The sequence below is a fragment of the Streptomyces sp. CA-251387 genome (genome assembly GCF_050936625.1).
Taxonomy (GTDB): domain Bacteria; phylum Actinomycetota; class Actinomycetes; order Streptomycetales; family Streptomycetaceae; genus Streptomyces.
In genome coordinates, this window is the sequence record NZ_JBNJMJ010000001.1 from 4,178,591 (window position 1) to 4,193,424 (window position 14,834).

General features: G+C 71.1%; 12 protein-coding genes. 6 read left to right on the forward strand and 6 right to left on the reverse strand.

The annotated features are described in order from the left end of the window. Positions 1-72: 72 nt before the first annotated feature. From ACQEV2_RS18485 to ACQEV2_RS18505, 5 genes are all read left to right on the forward strand, one after another. A complete protein-coding gene (locus ACQEV2_RS18485) occupies positions 73-1,299 on the forward strand; it encodes a flavin-containing monooxygenase (RefSeq protein ID WP_433042258.1) in 1,227 nt (408 codons plus the stop codon). A gap of 172 nt (positions 1,300-1,471) precedes the next feature. Next, complete coding sequence (locus ACQEV2_RS18490; protein WP_433042261.1) at positions 1,472-3,007, forward strand: flavin monoamine oxidase family protein; 1,536 nt, start codon at positions 1,472-1,474, stop codon at positions 3,005-3,007. A 233-nt stretch (positions 3,008-3,240) separates the two neighbouring features. Next, positions 3,241-5,466: an acetate--CoA ligase family protein gene (locus ACQEV2_RS18495; RefSeq protein ID WP_433042264.1), complete on the forward strand. Its 2,226-nt coding sequence runs from the start codon at positions 3,241-3,243 to the stop codon at positions 5,464-5,466. Positions 5,467-5,515: 49 nt separating this feature from the next. Continuing rightward, the gene (locus tag ACQEV2_RS18500; RefSeq protein WP_433042267.1) at positions 5,516-6,337 is read left to right on the forward strand and encodes an enoyl-CoA hydratase/isomerase family protein; all 822 of its coding nucleotides are present in this window, start codon (positions 5,516-5,518) and stop codon (positions 6,335-6,337) included. 233 nt (positions 6,338-6,570) lie between these two features. Continuing rightward, positions 6,571-7,212: a flavin reductase family protein gene (locus tag ACQEV2_RS18505; protein WP_433054566.1), complete on the forward strand. Its 642-nt coding sequence runs from the start codon at positions 6,571-6,573 to the stop codon at positions 7,210-7,212. A 113-nt stretch (positions 7,213-7,325) separates the two neighbouring features. Here the strand turns inward: ACQEV2_RS18505 and ACQEV2_RS18510 are convergent, their stop codons facing one another. Further along, on the reverse strand, positions 7,326-8,657 hold the full coding sequence (locus ACQEV2_RS18510) for an MFS transporter (protein WP_433042270.1): 1,332 nt from the start codon (positions 8,655-8,657) through the stop codon (positions 7,326-7,328). A gap of 161 nt (positions 8,658-8,818) precedes the next feature. On the opposite strand from ACQEV2_RS18510, the gene ACQEV2_RS18515 reads away from it, so the two are divergent. Next, positions 8,819-9,862, forward strand: coding sequence for a GlxA family transcriptional regulator (locus ACQEV2_RS18515; protein ID WP_433042273.1), 1,044 nt, complete (start codon positions 8,819-8,821; stop codon positions 9,860-9,862). Between the two features lie 21 nt (positions 9,863-9,883). On the opposite strand, the gene ACQEV2_RS18520 is transcribed toward ACQEV2_RS18515, so the two are convergent. The 5 genes from ACQEV2_RS18520 to ACQEV2_RS18540 all read right to left on the reverse strand — a co-directional run bounded on the left by ACQEV2_RS18520 (position 9,884) and on the right by ACQEV2_RS18540 (position 14,772). Next, positions 9,884-10,054 carry a hypothetical protein gene (locus ACQEV2_RS18520; protein ID WP_433042276.1) on the reverse strand — a complete coding sequence of 57 codons (171 nt, stop codon included), beginning with the start codon at positions 10,052-10,054 and terminating at the stop codon, positions 9,884-9,886. A 45-nt stretch (positions 10,055-10,099) separates the two neighbouring features. Next, positions 10,100-11,308, reverse strand: coding sequence for an RNA-guided endonuclease InsQ/TnpB family protein (locus ACQEV2_RS18525; protein ID WP_433042279.1), 1,209 nt, complete (start codon positions 11,306-11,308; stop codon positions 10,100-10,102). Between the two features lie 244 nt (positions 11,309-11,552). Further along, on the reverse strand, positions 11,553-12,602 hold the full coding sequence (locus ACQEV2_RS18530; RefSeq protein ID WP_433042282.1) for an alcohol dehydrogenase catalytic domain-containing protein: 1,050 nt from the start codon (positions 12,600-12,602) through the stop codon (positions 11,553-11,555). Continuing rightward, on the reverse strand, positions 12,602-13,753 hold the full coding sequence (locus ACQEV2_RS18535; RefSeq protein ID WP_433042285.1) for an acyl-CoA dehydrogenase family protein: 1,152 nt from the start codon (positions 13,751-13,753) through the stop codon (positions 12,602-12,604). The genes ACQEV2_RS18530 and ACQEV2_RS18535 overlap by 1 nt, the downstream gene beginning before the upstream one ends. 107 nt (positions 13,754-13,860) lie before the next feature. Next, positions 13,861-14,772 (reverse strand): SDR family NAD(P)-dependent oxidoreductase, encoded by a 912-nt coding sequence (locus ACQEV2_RS18540; protein ID WP_433042288.1) that lies wholly within the window; start codon positions 14,770-14,772, stop codon positions 13,861-13,863. Between the last annotated feature and the right edge of the window lie 62 nt (positions 14,773-14,834).

Genomic DNA, 14,834 nt, shown 5'->3' on the forward strand with positions numbered 1-14,834 from the left:
CGTGATCGATCCGCAATCAATTCCGGTCTTGACCGAGACCCATCAAGCGACTGCGTGATTACGCTCCCGACCATGGCCGACACCCCCCAACCCCCGGACCACCCCGCCGCGGACCGCCCAGCCACGGACCGCACAGCCACCGACCGCCCCGTCTACGTCATAGGCGGCGGCCCCGGCGGACTCTCCGTCGCGTACGCGCTGCGTGCCCAGGGCCTGCGGGCCGTCGTGCTGGAGAAGTCGGACCAGGTCGGCGCCTCCTGGCGGCGTCACTACGACCGGCTTCATCTGCACACCACCCGACGGCTGTCGGGCCTGCCCGGGCTGCCGATGCCGCGCCGCTTCGGGCGCTGGGTGTCGCGGGACGACGTGGTGCGCTACCTGGAGAAGTACGCCGAGCACCACGACCTGGAGATCGTCACCGGCGTCGAGGTCTCCCGCGTCGAGCCCTCGCCCGACGGCTCCGGCTGGCTGCTGCACGCCACCGGCGGGCGTGAACTGACCGGCGCCGCGGTCGTCGTGGCCACCGGCCACAACCACACCCCGCGCATCCCGGACTGGCCGGGCCGGGACACCTACGGCGGCGAGTTCCTGCACGCCGGCGAGTACCGCAACCCCGCGCCCTACGCCGGCCGCGACGTCCTGGTCGTCGGCGTCGGCAACACCGGCGCCGAGATCGCCGTCGACCTCGTGGAGGGCGGGGCCGCGCGGGTGCGGCTGTCGGTGCGGACGGTCCCGCACATCGTGCGCCGCTCCACCGCCGGGTGGGCCGCGCAGTTCACGAGCATCCTGGTGCGGCGGCTGCCGGTCGGCCTCGTCGACCGGCTGGCCAAGCCCGTGGCGAAGCTCAGCGTGCCGGACCTGTCGGCCCAGGGGCTGCCGCGCCCCGACACCGGCCTCTACAGCCGGGTCAAGGAGGGATCCATCCCGGTCCTCGACGTCGGCCTCGTCGACGCCGTGCGCAAGGGGCGCGTCGAGATCGTGGCCGCCGTCGACGGCTTCGAGGACGACAAGGTGGTCCTCGCCGACGGCAACCGCGTCTCGCCGGACGCCGTCATCGCGGCCACCGGATACGTCCGCGCACTGGAGGATCTCGTCGGTCACCTCGGCGTGCTCGACGCCCGCGGCAAGCCGGTCGTCCAGGGCGCCCGCACCCCGGCGAACGCCCCCGGCCTGTTCTTCACCGGCTACACCAACCCCATCAGCGGCAACCTCCGCGAGATGGCGATCGACGCGCAGAAGATCGCGAAGTCCATCGCCGGTGACCGCGGCCGACGGGTCTCCCGGCTGCCGGTGACGTAGGCCCCTCCAACGCTCCGATGACGTAGACACCCTCAACTCTCTTACGTATCTCTCCTGTTACTTGCGGGTCAGTTGTGACGGGAGAGCTGTACCGCGCTGCCGGGCGGAGCAAGAATGTGAGCACTGTTCAACTTTTCTGCTCCACCCCCTCTCGCCCCGACGGAGGACGCACGTGGCAAGCGAAAGACAGCTCCCCCGGGCCCCTCGGCCCCCCGGAATCTCTCATCCCCCTCGGCTCTCCCGCCGCTCCCTGTTCGGCGGCGCGGCAGCCGCGGCCGGCGCCGCAACCCTCACCGCGACCAGCGCCGGTACGGCCTCGGCGGCGACCACCCGGGACACGGACGTCGCGATCGTCGGCGCCGGCCTGGCCGGACTCACCGCGGCCCGCGATCTGGTGGCGGCCGGCAAGTCGGTCGTCGTCCTGGAGGCCCGTGACCGCGTGGGCGGCCGGGTGATGGGCCTGAACCTGGCGAACGGCGGCGTCACCGAGGGCGGCGGAGAGTTCATCGGCCCCACCCAGGACCGCATCAAGGCCCTCGCCGACTCGCTCGGCGTGCAGACCTTCGCCACCTACAACACCGGCAACAACCTCCTCTACAAGGACGGCAAGAAGACCCCCTACGCCACCGACGGCATCCTCGGCGCGGTCCCGCCGATCGACGCGGCCGGGCTCGCCAACGCCGCGATCGTGCAGGCCACGCTCGACGACCTCGCCAAGCAGATCCCGGTCGACGCACCCTGGACCGCCGCCAAGGCCGACGAATGGGACCGGCAGACCTTCGAGACCTGGCTGCGCGCCAACGCCGTCATCCCGTCGGCCAAGTTCCTCTTCGACGTGGCCTGCACCTCGATCTTCTCGGCCGAACCCCGCGAACTCTCCTTCCTGTTCGTCCTCTTCTACATCGCCGCCGCCGGCAACGCCTCCCACCCCGGCACCCTGGAACGCCTCACCGAGACCGCGAACGGCGCCCAGGAACTGCGCTTCGTCGGCGGCTCCCAGCTGGTCCCGATCAAACTCGCCGCCACGCTCGGCGACCGGGTGGTGCTGAAGGCCCCGGTCCGCACGATCACCCAGACCGGCGGCAAGTACGTCGTGAGCGCCGACGGCATCACCGTCACCGCCAAGAAGGTCGTCGTCGCCGTACCCCCGCCGATCGCGGCCCGCATCACCTACGACCCCGTCCTGCCGGCCGCCCGCGACCAGCTCACCCAGCGCCTGCCGATGGCCTCGGTCGGCAAGGCGATCGCGATCTACGACACCCCCTTCTGGCGCGCCGACGGCCTCAACGGACAGGTCGTCAGCGACACCGGCGTGATCAGCTCCACCTTCGACAACTCCCCGCCCGACGCCTCCTATGGCGCCCTGATGGGCTTCATCGAGGCCGACGAGGCCCGGAAGCTGGACGCGGCGAGCGAGGCGGAGGTCCGGGCGGCCGTACTCAAGGACTACGCGACCTACTTCGGCGAGAAAGCGGCCTCCCCCACCTCCTTCGTCCTGCAACGCTGGAACAACGAGGCCTACACCCGCGGCGGCCCCGTCTCCATCGCCGCGCCCGGAGTCCTGACCCAGTACGGCCCGGCCCTGCGCCGGCCCGTCGGCGGCATCCACTGGGCCGGGACGGAGACCTCCACCTACTGGATGGGCTTCATGGACGGGGCGGTGCGGTCGGGCGAGCGGGTGGCGAAGGAGGTGCTGGGGGTGCTGTGAGCGCGCCCCGCACTCAGCGCGTCCCACGCGGACTCAGCGTGCCCCGCGCGGACTCGCCGAGCGTGCCCCGCACGGGCTCAGCGTCCCCGCGCGGACTCGCCGAGCCTGCCCGCACGGCCTCACCGAGCGTGTCGCCGCCAACTTTGCGTGCACAGCCGTTCCTGACACAGCGTCAGTTCCTTTAATCTGACACTGCGTCAGTTAATCGCTGTCACACAGGAGCGGGCGGACCGATGCTTGGATCAACCCACGGCACCCTCACCACCGACTCCCGCCGGGCCCGGGTCATCGCCTGTGGCGAGCAGCCCGGGCCCGCCGTCCACGGCCGGCCGGCCGAGGTCGACGATCTCGACGTCAGCGGCCGTCCGCTGTACTCCCACGTGCCCGATCTGGACCGCTTCTTCCGGCCGGAGTCGGTCGCGGTGATCGGCGCCTCGGACGCCGAGGGCCGGCCGAACACCGGTGTCACCCGCCAGCTGATCGCCTGGTCGGAGCGGGTCGGCGCCCGGCTCCATCCGGTGCACCCGAGCCGCCCGTCCGTCTTCGGCATCCCCTGCTCTCCTTCCGTCGCCGACCTGCCCGAGCAGGTCGATCTCGCCGTACTGCTGGTCGCCGACCCCCTTGCGGTGATCGAGGAACTGGCCGAGGCCAAGGTGAAGTTCGCGGTCGTCTTCGCCTCCGGTTTCGCCGAGACCGGCGAGGAGGGCGCGGCCGCACAGGACCGGCTCACCGCCGCAGTCGAGCGGTCCGGGATGCGGCTGCTGGGCCCCAACACCAACCTCAACGCGTTCGAACGGTTCCGGGACGACCTGGACGGCCCCGCGATCGCCCTGATCACCCAGTCCGGCCACCAGGGCCGCCCCGTCTTCGCCCTCCAGGAGCTCGGCATCCGCCTGAGCCACTGGGCGCCGACCGGCAACGAGGCCGACCTGGAGACCGCCGACTTCATCTCCTACTTCGCCGAGCGCCCCGAGGTCGGCGCCATCGCCTGCTACGTCGAGGGGTTGAAGGACGGCCGCTCCTTCCTGCTCGCCGCCGACCGCGCCGCCCGCCGCGGGGTACCGGTCGTCGCCGTCAAGGTGGGCCGCACCGAGACCGGCGCCCGCACGGCCGCCTCACACACCGGCAAGCTGACCGGCGCGGACGCGGTGGTGGACGCGGCGATGCGGCAGTACGGGGTGATCCGGGTCGACGGCCTGGACGAACTCCAGGACACCGCCACTCTGCTGGCCCGCGCGAAACCGCCGCGCGCCGACGGCGTCGTCGTCTATTCGATCTCGGGCGGCACGGGCGCGCACTTCGCCGACCTGGCGAGTGAGGCGGGGCTCAGGCTGCCGGTGCTGTCGGAGGCCAAGCAGGCCGAGCTGCACCAGTGGATACCCGAGTACCTGAGCGTGGCCAACCCGGTCGACAACGGCGGCCATCCCGTCGGCGACTGGCGCGGCCGGAAGATCATCGACGCGATCCTCGACGACCCCGAGGTCGGGGTGCTGATCTGTCCGGTCACCGGCCCCTTCCCGCCGCTCAGCGACCGGCTCGTGCAGGACCTGGTGGACGCGGCCGAGCGGACGGACAAGCTGGTGTGCGTGGTGTGGGGCTCGCCGGTCGGCACGGAGCCGGCGTACCGCGAGGTCCTGCTCGGCTCCTCGCGGGTGGCCACCTTCCGCACGGTGGCGAACTGCATCACCGCCGTCCGGGCCTACCTCGACCACCACCGCTTCGTCAGCGGTTACCGCTCCCCCTTCGACCGGGCGCCCCGCACCCCGTCCCCCTCCTTCCGCAAGGCGCAGCCACTGATGCGCCCGGGTCAGCAGCTGAGCGAGCATGCGGCGAAGCAGTTGCTGCGGGCGTACGGCATCCGCGTACCGCGCGAGCAGTTGGTGACCAGCGCGGCGGCGGCCGTACGGGCCGCGGGGCTGGTCGGCTACCCCGTGGTGATGAAGGCGTCCGGCGCGCGGATCGCCCACAAGACCGAGCTGGGCCTGGTCAAGATCGGGCTGACCTCTGCCAGCCAGGTCCGCGACGCCTACCGGGAGCTGACCGACATCGCCCGCTACGAGGACATCGCCCTGGACGGCGTCCTCGTCTGCCAGATGGTCGAGCGCGGTGTCGAGATGGTCGTCGGCGCCACGCACGACGAGTTGTTCGGGCCGACCGTGACCGTCGGGCTCGGCGGAGTGCTGGTGGAGGTGCTGGGCGACACCGCCGTACGTGTGCCGCCCTTCGGTGAGGAGCAGGCGCGGGACATGCTCGCCGAACTGCGCGGGCGGGCCCTCCTCGACGGGGTCCGGGGGCGTCCGCCGGCGGATCTCGACGCGCTCGTCGAAGTCGTCCTGCGGGTGCAGCGCATGGCCCTGGAACTGGAGGACGAGCTCGCGGAGCTCGACATCAACCCGCTGATGGTGCTGCCCAGGGGGCAGGGCGCGGTGGCGCTGGACGCGTTGGTGGTGTGCCGCTGACATGGCTGCCGGCGATGAGACGAACGATGTGACGAACGATGAGATGAACATGCCCGGTTCCCCCCGTGTGCCCGGAAATTCCGTCGATTCATTGGTACAGCAGGCCACTGACAATCAGGTCTGCCGCATCACCCTCAACCGTCCCGAGGCGCTCAACGCCATCACCCCTGACCAGCGAGAACGGATCATCCAGCTGCTCGCCGACGCCTCCGCGGACCCCGGTGTGCGGGCCGTCGTCCTGACCGGGACGGGCCGCGGTTTCTGTGCCGGGGCGGATCTACGGGGCGGGTCGGCGGCCGGTGAGCGCATCCCCGGCGATGTCGCCCGCACGATCCGCCTCGGCGCCCAGCGCCTCGTCGCGGCCGTCCTCGACTGCGAGAAGCCGGTGATCGCGGCGGTAAACGGCACGGCGGCCGGCCTCGGCGCGCATCTGGCGTTCGCCTGCGACCTCGTCCTGGCCGCTGAGTCCGCGAAGTTCATCGAGGTGTTCGTCCGCCGGGGCCTCGTCCCCGACGGCGGCGGCGCCTATCTCCTCCCCCGCCTGATCGGCCCCCAGCGGGCGAAGGAGCTGATGTTCTTCGGCGACGCGCTCACCGCGCCGGACGCCGAACGCCTCGGTCTGGTCAACCGGGTCGTGGCCGACGCCGAGTTGGACAAGACGGCCCGCGAGTGGGCCGAACGCCTCGCCACCGGCCCGACCCGGACCCTCGCCCTCACCAAACAGCTCGTCAACGCCTCCCTCGACACCGACCGCACCACCGCCTTCGCGGCGGAGGCGGCCGCGCAGGAGATCAACATGACGACGGAGGACGCCCGGGAGGGAGTGACGAGCTTCGTGGAGCGCAGGAGCGCCGAGTACAAGGGGCGGTGAGGCCGAGTGCCCGCCTCCTGCCCGCGGAAGGTCCAGGTGACCGATGCCGGCACCCCGCCCACGAGGACCAGCGGGAACAGCCCGACGGAGGCGAACGCGGAAGGCAGCCACCCACCCGGGAATCCCCGCGGTCGCCTCGTGACCCGGGTACGCCTGCGCAGGTGTGCGAGGCCGAGCACCGCCCGGCACACCCCTTCCGATCTGACGCCCCGTCAGCTTCAATGGGTGGCGTGATGGGACACGCAGGGATGGCGGCCGCCGCCGTCCGCTACCTCAGGTCGGTCAGGGCAGCCCCCGAACGGGAGCCCGTCGAAGTGCTGCCACGCCCGGAGTTGCGGTGCGTCGGCGAGGACGAGCGGGCGCCGGTCGGGCAGGCGGAGTTCCGGCGCGTCCTGGGGAACTTCGCGACGGGCGTGGCCGTTGTCACGGCACCGGCCACCGCCGGTGCCCCTCAAGCCCCCAGCCCCACCGACGACCCGCAAGCCGCGGCCCCCGCCGGTTTCGCCTGCCAGTCCTTCTCCTCCCTCTCCCTCGACCCGCCCCTGGTCGCCTTCATGGTCGGCCGTACGTCGACGACTTGGCCGCGCATCGCCCGCGCGGGCGTCTTCTGCGTGAACGTCCTGAGCGCCGGCCAGGGCGAGCTGTGCCGCGCCTTCGCGGTGAGCGGCGCGGACAAGTTCGCGGGTGTCGCCTACGACGCGGCGCCCGTGTCCGGCTCCCCACGCCTCGCGGGCACGCTCGCGTGGATCGACTGCACGATCCACGCGGTGCACCCAGGGGGCGACCATCTGATCGTGGTGGGCCGGGTGGAAGCCCTGGGGGCGGGCGACGGGGACGAGGCGCCGCTGCTGTTCCACAAGGGGCGGTTCCTCTAGACCGACTCTACCGAGGCCCGGGCGGCAGCACAGACGTCAGGAGGGGCGACCGGCTTCCGGATTCCGGCTTCCCGGCACTGTTCGGCCACCTCTCCGTGCTTCCGGCGGAGCGCTCAGGCCGCCATCGCCACCGGAGCCGTACGCCGCCGGATCACCAGCGACATCAGTGCCGCCGCCGCACACAGTGCCCCGGACGCGTACCAGACCATGTCGTACGTACCGAAGACGTCCCGTGCGACGCCGCCGAGGACGGCCACCAGGGCGGCGCCTACCTGGTGGGAGGCGAGGACCCAGCCGAAGACGATCGCGCTGTCGTCGCCGTACTGCTCCCGGCACAGGGCGACGGTGGGCGGGACGGTGGCGACCCAGTCGAGGCCGTAGAAGACGATGAAGAAGATCATCGGCGGGTGGACGCTCGGGGCGAGCAGCATCGGCAGGAACAGCAGCGAGATGCCGCGCAGGGCGTAGTAGACCGCGAGCAGCCGGCGCGGCTCGAAGCGGTCGGTGAGCCAGCCGGAGGCCACCGTGCCGACGACGTCGAACACACCGATGACAGCGAGCAGCGAGGCGGCGGCCGTGACGGGCATGCCGTGGTCGTGGGCGGCGGGCACGAAGTGGGTCTGGACGAGGCCGTTGGTGGAGGCGCCGCAGATCGCGAAGGTGCCGGCCAGCAGCCAGAAGGGGCCGGTGCGGGCCGCGGAGAAGAGGACCTTCACCGCCCTGCGCGCGGCGCCCGGCACCGGGGCCGGCTTGGGCACGAACTCCTGGGCGCCGTACGGCTTCACGCCCACGTCGGCCGGGTGGTCGCGCAGCAGCAGCCAGACCAGGGGGACCACCGCGAGGGCCGCGAGGGAGACCGTGACGGCCGCCGGGCGCCAGTCGTCCAGCCTGGTGATCATCAACGACATCACGGGCAGGAAGATCAGCTGGCCGGAGGCCGAGGCGGCGGTGAGGATGCCGGTGACCAGGCCGCTCCGCTCGGTGAACCAGCGGTTGGTGACGGTCGCGGCGAAGGCCAGCGCCATCGAACCGGTGCCGAGGCCCACCAGCAGGCCCCAGCACAGCAGCAGCTGCCAGGCCGCCGTCATCCACACCGTCAGGCCCGAGCCGACCGAGATCAAGGTCAGCGCGGCCGCTACCACGCGCCGGATGCCGAAGCGGTCCATCAGGGCGGCGGCGAAGGGGGCGGTGAGGCCGTACAGAGCCAGGTTGATGGAGACGGCGGCCCCGATCGTGCCGCGCGACCAGCCGAACTCCTCGTGCAGCGGGTCGATGAGCAGACCCGGCAGGGAGCGGAAGGCGGCGGCGCCGGTGATCGTCACGAAGGCGACGGCGGCGACGAACCACGCCCGGTGCAGTGACAGTGTGCGGCTCCGCCGCGGGCGGTGCTTCTCGGTCGGCCGGTTGTCCTCTGAGGTGGCTGCTGCCTCGGTTGTCTGGGTCACGACATAGAGCTTCGGGCCTGCGATCACCCGAAACGAGTGGCCCGAAGGACAGCATTCGCTAGGATCGGGCCATGCGTACGGATCGGGACATGCATACAGGCGGGGACACGGATACGGACGGGGACAGGGATACGGACCGGGACGTGGATACGGACCGGGACATGGATACGTTCGGCTGCGCGGCGGGCGCCCAGCAGGAATCCTTCCGTGCGCATCGCGTCGTCGTCCTCGCCCTCGACGGCATCCTCCCCTTCGAACTGGGCATCCCGCACCGCATCTTCGGCCGCCCCAAGGACGCGCGGGGTCGGCACCTGTACGAGGTCGTCACCTGCTCGATCCGGCCGCCGGGCCCGGTCGAGACCGACGCCGACTTCTCCATCCACGTCGGCCACGGCCCGGAAACCCTGGCCACCGCCGACACCGTCATCGTCCCGGCGTCGTACGAGCTCGGCCCGGTCTTCGAGGAGGGCGTGCTGACCGACCAACTGGCCGCCGCCCTGGCCCACATCCGCCCCGGCACCCGGCTCGCCTCCATCTGCACCGGCGTCTACGTCCTCGCCGCCGCCGGCTGGCTCGACGGCCGCCCGGCCACCACGCACTGGGCGGACGCCGAGCGCTTCCAGGAGCTCTTCCCGAAGATCGAGGTCGACCCGGACGTCCTGTTCATCGACGACGGCGACGTGCTGACCTCGGCCGGCGTGGCGGCCGGGCTCGACCTGTGCCTCCACATGGTCCGCCGCGACCACGGCACGGCGATCGCCAACGACGTGGCCCGCCGCACGGTCGTACCGCCGCACCGGGACGGCGGCCAGGCCCAATACATCCACCGTCCGGTCCCCGACCTGCAGCAGGCGTCCACGACCACGGCCCGCGCCTGGGCCCTGGGCCGCCTCCACGAGCCGATCCAGCTGCGCGACATGGCGGACCAAGTGGCCATGTCCGTACGGACCTTCACGCGCCGCTTCCGCGAGGAGGTCGGCGTCAGCCCCGGCCAGTGGCTCACCCAGCAGCGGGTGGAACACGCCCGGCACCTACTGGAGTCGACCGACCTGTCCGTCGACCAGGTCGCCCGGGACGCCGGCTTCGGCACGGCCCAGTCGATGCGGCAGCACCTACAGGCGGCCCTCGGCGTCACACCCACCAGCTATCGGCGCACCTTCCGCGCCGGGAGCCGCGACGACGTCCAGGCCCACGGCGGCACGTGAGCCCTCCCGGCGGGACTCTCCTCACCAGCCGAGCGCCGTCAGCAGCAGGGTCAGCAGCACCCCGGCCACCATCGCCGTGGAGGGCGCCACCACCTGGAGCAGGCCGCCGGCGAGGGACCCCGTCGCCGCGTAGCCGGCGCCCGCGGCCGCGTACATCACCGAGTACCCGGCGGACAGGGCTCCCGGTGGCACGGCCTCGCGCAGGGACAGGTTACGGGTGTTGACTTCTTCCTCCGCCTAAAGGCGGGGGATTCCAGCGGTCGCCCGCTGGGCTTCCTGCTTCACCGACGACCGCCCCCTCCGGGAGGACTCCCGTTGAGGTCTTACACCGTCTCCACAGGCTGCTGCCGCCAGCCCGGCGGCCAGAATGTTGCGTGCCGCGTTCACGTCGTGGTCATGCACAGTGCCGCAGGCGCACGTCCACTCGCGGACGTTCAGCGGCATCTTCGCCGCGACCGTGCCGCAGGTTCCGCACAGCCTGCTGCTGGGGAACCACCGGTCGATCACGACGAATTCGCGCCCGTACCAGGCGCACTTGTACTCCAGCATGGAGCGCAGTTCCGTCCACGACGCATCGGAAACGGCGCGTGCGAGCCTGCCGTTCTTGAGCAGGTTGCGGACGGTGAGATCCTCGATCACGACCGTTTGGTTCTCACGGACGAGACGAGTCGACAGCTTGTGCAGGAAGTCGCGGCGCCGGTCGGCGATCCGCGCATGCACGCGGGCGACCTTGCGGCGGGCCTTCTCCCGGTTCGCCGAGCCTTTGGCCTTGCGGGACAGCTCCCGCTGAGCCTTCGCCAGCCGGGCACGGTCCCGGCGCTCGTGCCTGGGGTTGGTGACCTTCTCCCCGGTGGACAGGGTCACGAGGGAGGTGATCCCTGCGTCCAGGCCGACCGCGTTCGTGGTGGCCGCAGCCGGGGCGACGGTGTCCTCGCACAGCAGGGACACGAACCAGCGCCCTGCGGCGTCGCGGGAGACGGTCACCGTGGTCGGTACCGCCCCCTTCGGAAGTGCCCGCGACCAGCGGATGTCCAACGGATCGGCCATCTTAGCCAGCGTCAGACGACCGTCGCGCCACGTGAAGCCGGAACGGGTGTATTCGGCCGACTGCCGGGACTTCTTCCGGCTCTTGAAGCGTGGGTACTTGGCGCGCTTGGCGAAGAAGTTCCCGAACGCTGTCTGGAGGTGCCGCAGGGCCTGCTGGAGCGGGACGGAGGACACGGCGTTGAGGAAGGCGAGTTCCTCGGTTTTCTTCCATTCGGTCAGCGTGGCGGACGACTGGACGTAGGAGATGCGACGCTGCTCGCCGTACCACGCCTGCGTGCGCTCCTCCAGCGCCTTGTTGTACACGAGGCGGACACAGCCGAACGTGCGCGACAGCTCGGCTGCCTGCTCGCCCGTTGGGTAAAAGCGGTACTTGAACGCCCGCTTGACCTGCTGCGTCATGCCTCACATTCTATTAGTTCCCTTGTAAGCCGAGGATGTTGGCCGATTGCTGGTGCACGCCGGTCCGCCCTGGCGGCGAACCGGCTTCCCTTGCCCTGCTCCACAGGAGCTTCGTTTCCTCCCCCGGCTGAAGCCAGGGGGATCCACGAAGCAGAACCCCGATGACGGTAGGCGCCGCCACCGACAACCCGGCAGCCGATTTCCGGGCCTGTGGAAAACGTCGCCGAGGGCTGCCCTTTGAGCCTCAGAAGGTCAGCACCCCGCGAGCCACCTTCCCCGCCTCCGCATCCGCCGCCGCCCGCTCGAACTCCTCGACCGGATACGTCTGGGTCACCAACTCGTCGAGCAGCAGCCGCCCCTCCCGATACAGCGCGGCGTACAGCGCGATGTCCCGCTGCGGCCTCGACGACCCGTACCGGCACCCCAGGATCGACTTGTCCAGGTACATGGAGGACACGACGAAGGACGCCTCGGCGCCGGCCGGAGGAACCCCCAGCAGAATCGCCTGTCCGTGCCGGTCGAGCAGATCGACGGCCGCCCGGATCAGCTCGACGCGCCCCACGCACTCGAAGGCGTGGTCCGCCCCCGTAGGCAGCAGCTCCCGCACCCCCTCCACCGAGGTCAGGAAGTCGGTCGCCCCGAACTGCCGCGCCACCGCCTCCTTCGCCGGATTGGCGTCGACGGCGACGATCCGCAGCGCACCCGCGATCCGCGCACCCTGCAGGACGTTGAGCCCGATCCCCCCGGTCCCGATCACGAGCACGCTGTCCCCGCGATCCACCTTCGCCCGGTTGAGCACGGCGCCCACCCCGGTCAGCACCCCGCACCCGATGAGCGCGGCCGACGGCAGGGGAATGTCCTTCGGGATCCGCACCACCTGTACGGCCTTCACCACCGTCCGCTCCGCGAACGCGGAGTTGGACGCGAACTGGAAGACGGGCCGCCCCCCGCGCTCGAACGGCTGCCCCGGCCGCCCGATGGCCTGCCGGCACATGGTCGGCCGCCCCCGGTCGCACTCGGCGCAGGTACCGCAGTTGGCGAGCGTGGACAGGGCCACATGGTCACCCGGGACGACGTGGGTGACACCGACACCGACCGCCTCGACCACCCCCGCTCCCTCATGCCCCAACACCACAGGAACCGGAAAAGGTATGGTCCCGTCCACCACGGACAGGTCGCTGTGGCACAACCCCGCCGCCGAGATCGCGACCAGCACCTCACCCGGACCCGGGTCCCGTACCTCCAGGTCGTACGCGACCTCGACCCGCTTCCCGTCGAACACCACGCCGCGCATCACACAACCCCCTTGGGTTCCCTCGGCAGCCCGAGCACCCGCTCGGCGATGATCGTGCGCTGAACCTGGTCCGACCCGCCGTAGATGGTGTCGGCCCGGGAGAACAGGAACAGCTGCTGCGCCTCGTCGAGTTCGTACGGCGCCGCAGGCGACCACGCCACCGGCCCGACCCCCGCCTCCGCCCCGCGCACTTGCATCGCCAGCTCCCCGAGCCGCTGATGCCAGCCACCCCACAGCAGCTTGGCCACACTGGGTGCCCCCGCGTTCCCCGAGCTCCCCAGCGTCCGCAGGGCGTTCCACCGCATCACCCGCAGCTCGGCCCACTGCCGCACGAGCCGCTCCCGCACGACGGGATCGCCCACGGCACCGGACCGTACGGCAGCCTGCACGACCCTCCCCAGCTCCGTCGCGAAGCCGATCTGCTGGGCAAGCGTGGAGACCCCGCGCTCGAACCCGAGCAGACTCATCGCCACCTTCCATCCCGCGCCCTCACCCCCGACGACGTGCTCCACGCGCGCGTGCGCACCGTCGAAGAAGACCTCGTTGAAGTCGCTCGTGCCGGTCATCTGACGAATCGGCCGTACGTCGACACGCCCCGGCTGATCCATGGGAACCAGCAGAAAGCTCAGTCCGTGATGCCGACGGGACTCCGGCTCGGTACGGGCCAGCACAAAGCACCAGTCGGCCTCATGCGCGAGAGAGGTCCAAATCTTCTGTCCGGTGACGCGGTACGTCCCGTCCGAGGCGCGCTCGGCTTTCGTACGGACCCCTGCGAGATCGGAACCCGCGCCGGGTTCGCTGTATCCCTGGCACCAGAGCTCTTCCCCGACGGCGATCGGCGGAAGGAATCGGGTCTTCTGCTCCTCGGTCCCGTGGACGAGGAGGGTGGGGGCCAGCAGGTTCTCCCCGATGTGCCCGGAGCGCGGCGGCGCTCCGGACCGGGCGTACTCCTCGGCCCAGACGACCTGCTGGGTGAGGCCGACCGTGCGATTGCCGTACCCGCCTTCGGGCCAGCCGAGCCCGATCCAGCCGGCCTTCCCCAGGGTGCGTTCCCACACACGGCGATCCTGACCACTCTCGGCGTGCTCGGAGAGCCACGCCCTGACCTCGGCCCGAAACGCCTCATCTTCAGCGGTGAATCCAAAGTCCACGGCAACCTCCTCAGCGACGGTCAGGTCTCCAACCTCAGGGGCGCGGGGAGCTGCGCGACCAGCCACAAACAACCCGCAGCCGCCGTACCACCGACTCCCCCGAGCTCTTAGGCGTTGGGCCGTGAACCCTCGGCCGCAGCCCTCCGCATCGCCTCCACCCGCTCCAGCATCGGCATCGGATCCACCCCCACCGACCCCGGCAAAACCGCCGCAATCCGCTCCGGCGTCCAAGAACCCTCGGCATACGCCGCCCGCAGCTCCCGCGGCTGAGCCCACACCGCGATCTTCGCCCCGGCGACCGTGTACACCTGCCCGGTAACGCCCTGCTCTTTCGCCGCGTCGGACAGCAGGTACACCACGAGCGCGGCAACGTCCTCCGGTTCCCCGATCTCCGCCAATTCCATCGGAACGTTCGCCGACATACGCGTACGAGCAACGGGCGCCACCGCATTGGCGGTCACCCCGTACTTGTGCAGCCCCAACGCGGCGCTCCGGACGAGCGAGATCACCCCGCCCTTCGCCGCGCTGTAATTGGCCTGCGAAATCGACCCTTGATGATTCCCGCTGGTGAACCCGATCAAGGTCCCCGCCCCCTGCTTCCGCATCACCGCGGAGGCGGCCCGGAACACCGTGAACGTCCCCTTCAGATGCGTGGCGAGGACCGGGTCCCATTCCTCCTCGGTCATGTTGAACAGCATCCGCTCCCGCAGAATCCCGGCGACGCACACGACCCCGTCGATCCGCCCGTAGGCCGACACCGCCGCGTCCACCACCCGCTGCCCACCCGCCATCGTGGACACGTCGTCGGCGACGGCGACCGCTTCCCCGCCCGCCGCCTCGATCTCCTTGACCACGCTCTCGGCGACCTCGCTCGTGGGCGAGACGCCGTCCACGGACACCCCGTAGTCGTTGACGACCACCCGCGCCCCCGCGGCCGCGGCGGCCAGCGCCACCGCCCGCCCGATCCCCCGCCCGGCACCCGTCACGGCGACGACCTTGCCTGCCAAGAAGTTCCCCACGCCCCGGCCCCTTCCCGCGGTTTCTGACGGTCCGTTAGATTCGACTTGATTCTACGACCCGT

What these genes read in the sequence shown, in the direction of transcription:
- ACQEV2_RS18495 (WP_433042264.1), top strand. Translation starts at nt 3,241, where the DNA reads ATGCTTGGATCAACCCACGGCACCCTCACCACCGACTCCCGCCGGGCC.
- ACQEV2_RS18505 (WP_433054566.1), top strand. Translation starts at nt 6,571, where the DNA reads ATGGGACACGCAGGGATGGCGGCCGCCGCCGTCCGCTACCTCAGGTCG.
- ACQEV2_RS18485 (WP_433042258.1), top strand. Translation starts at nt 73, where the DNA reads ATGGCCGACACCCCCCAACCCCCGGACCACCCCGCCGCGGACCGCCCA.
- ACQEV2_RS18530 (WP_433042282.1), bottom strand. Translation starts at nt 12,602, where the DNA reads ATGCGCGGCGTGGTGTTCGACGGGAAGCGGGTCGAGGTCGCGTACGAC.
- ACQEV2_RS18525 (WP_433042279.1), bottom strand. Translation starts at nt 11,308, where the DNA reads ATGACGCAGCAGGTCAAGCGGGCGTTCAAGTACCGCTTTTACCCAACG.
- ACQEV2_RS18500 (WP_433042267.1), top strand. Translation starts at nt 5,516, where the DNA reads ATGCCCGGTTCCCCCCGTGTGCCCGGAAATTCCGTCGATTCATTGGTA.
- ACQEV2_RS18515 (WP_433042273.1), top strand. Translation starts at nt 8,819, where the DNA reads ATGGATACGTTCGGCTGCGCGGCGGGCGCCCAGCAGGAATCCTTCCGT.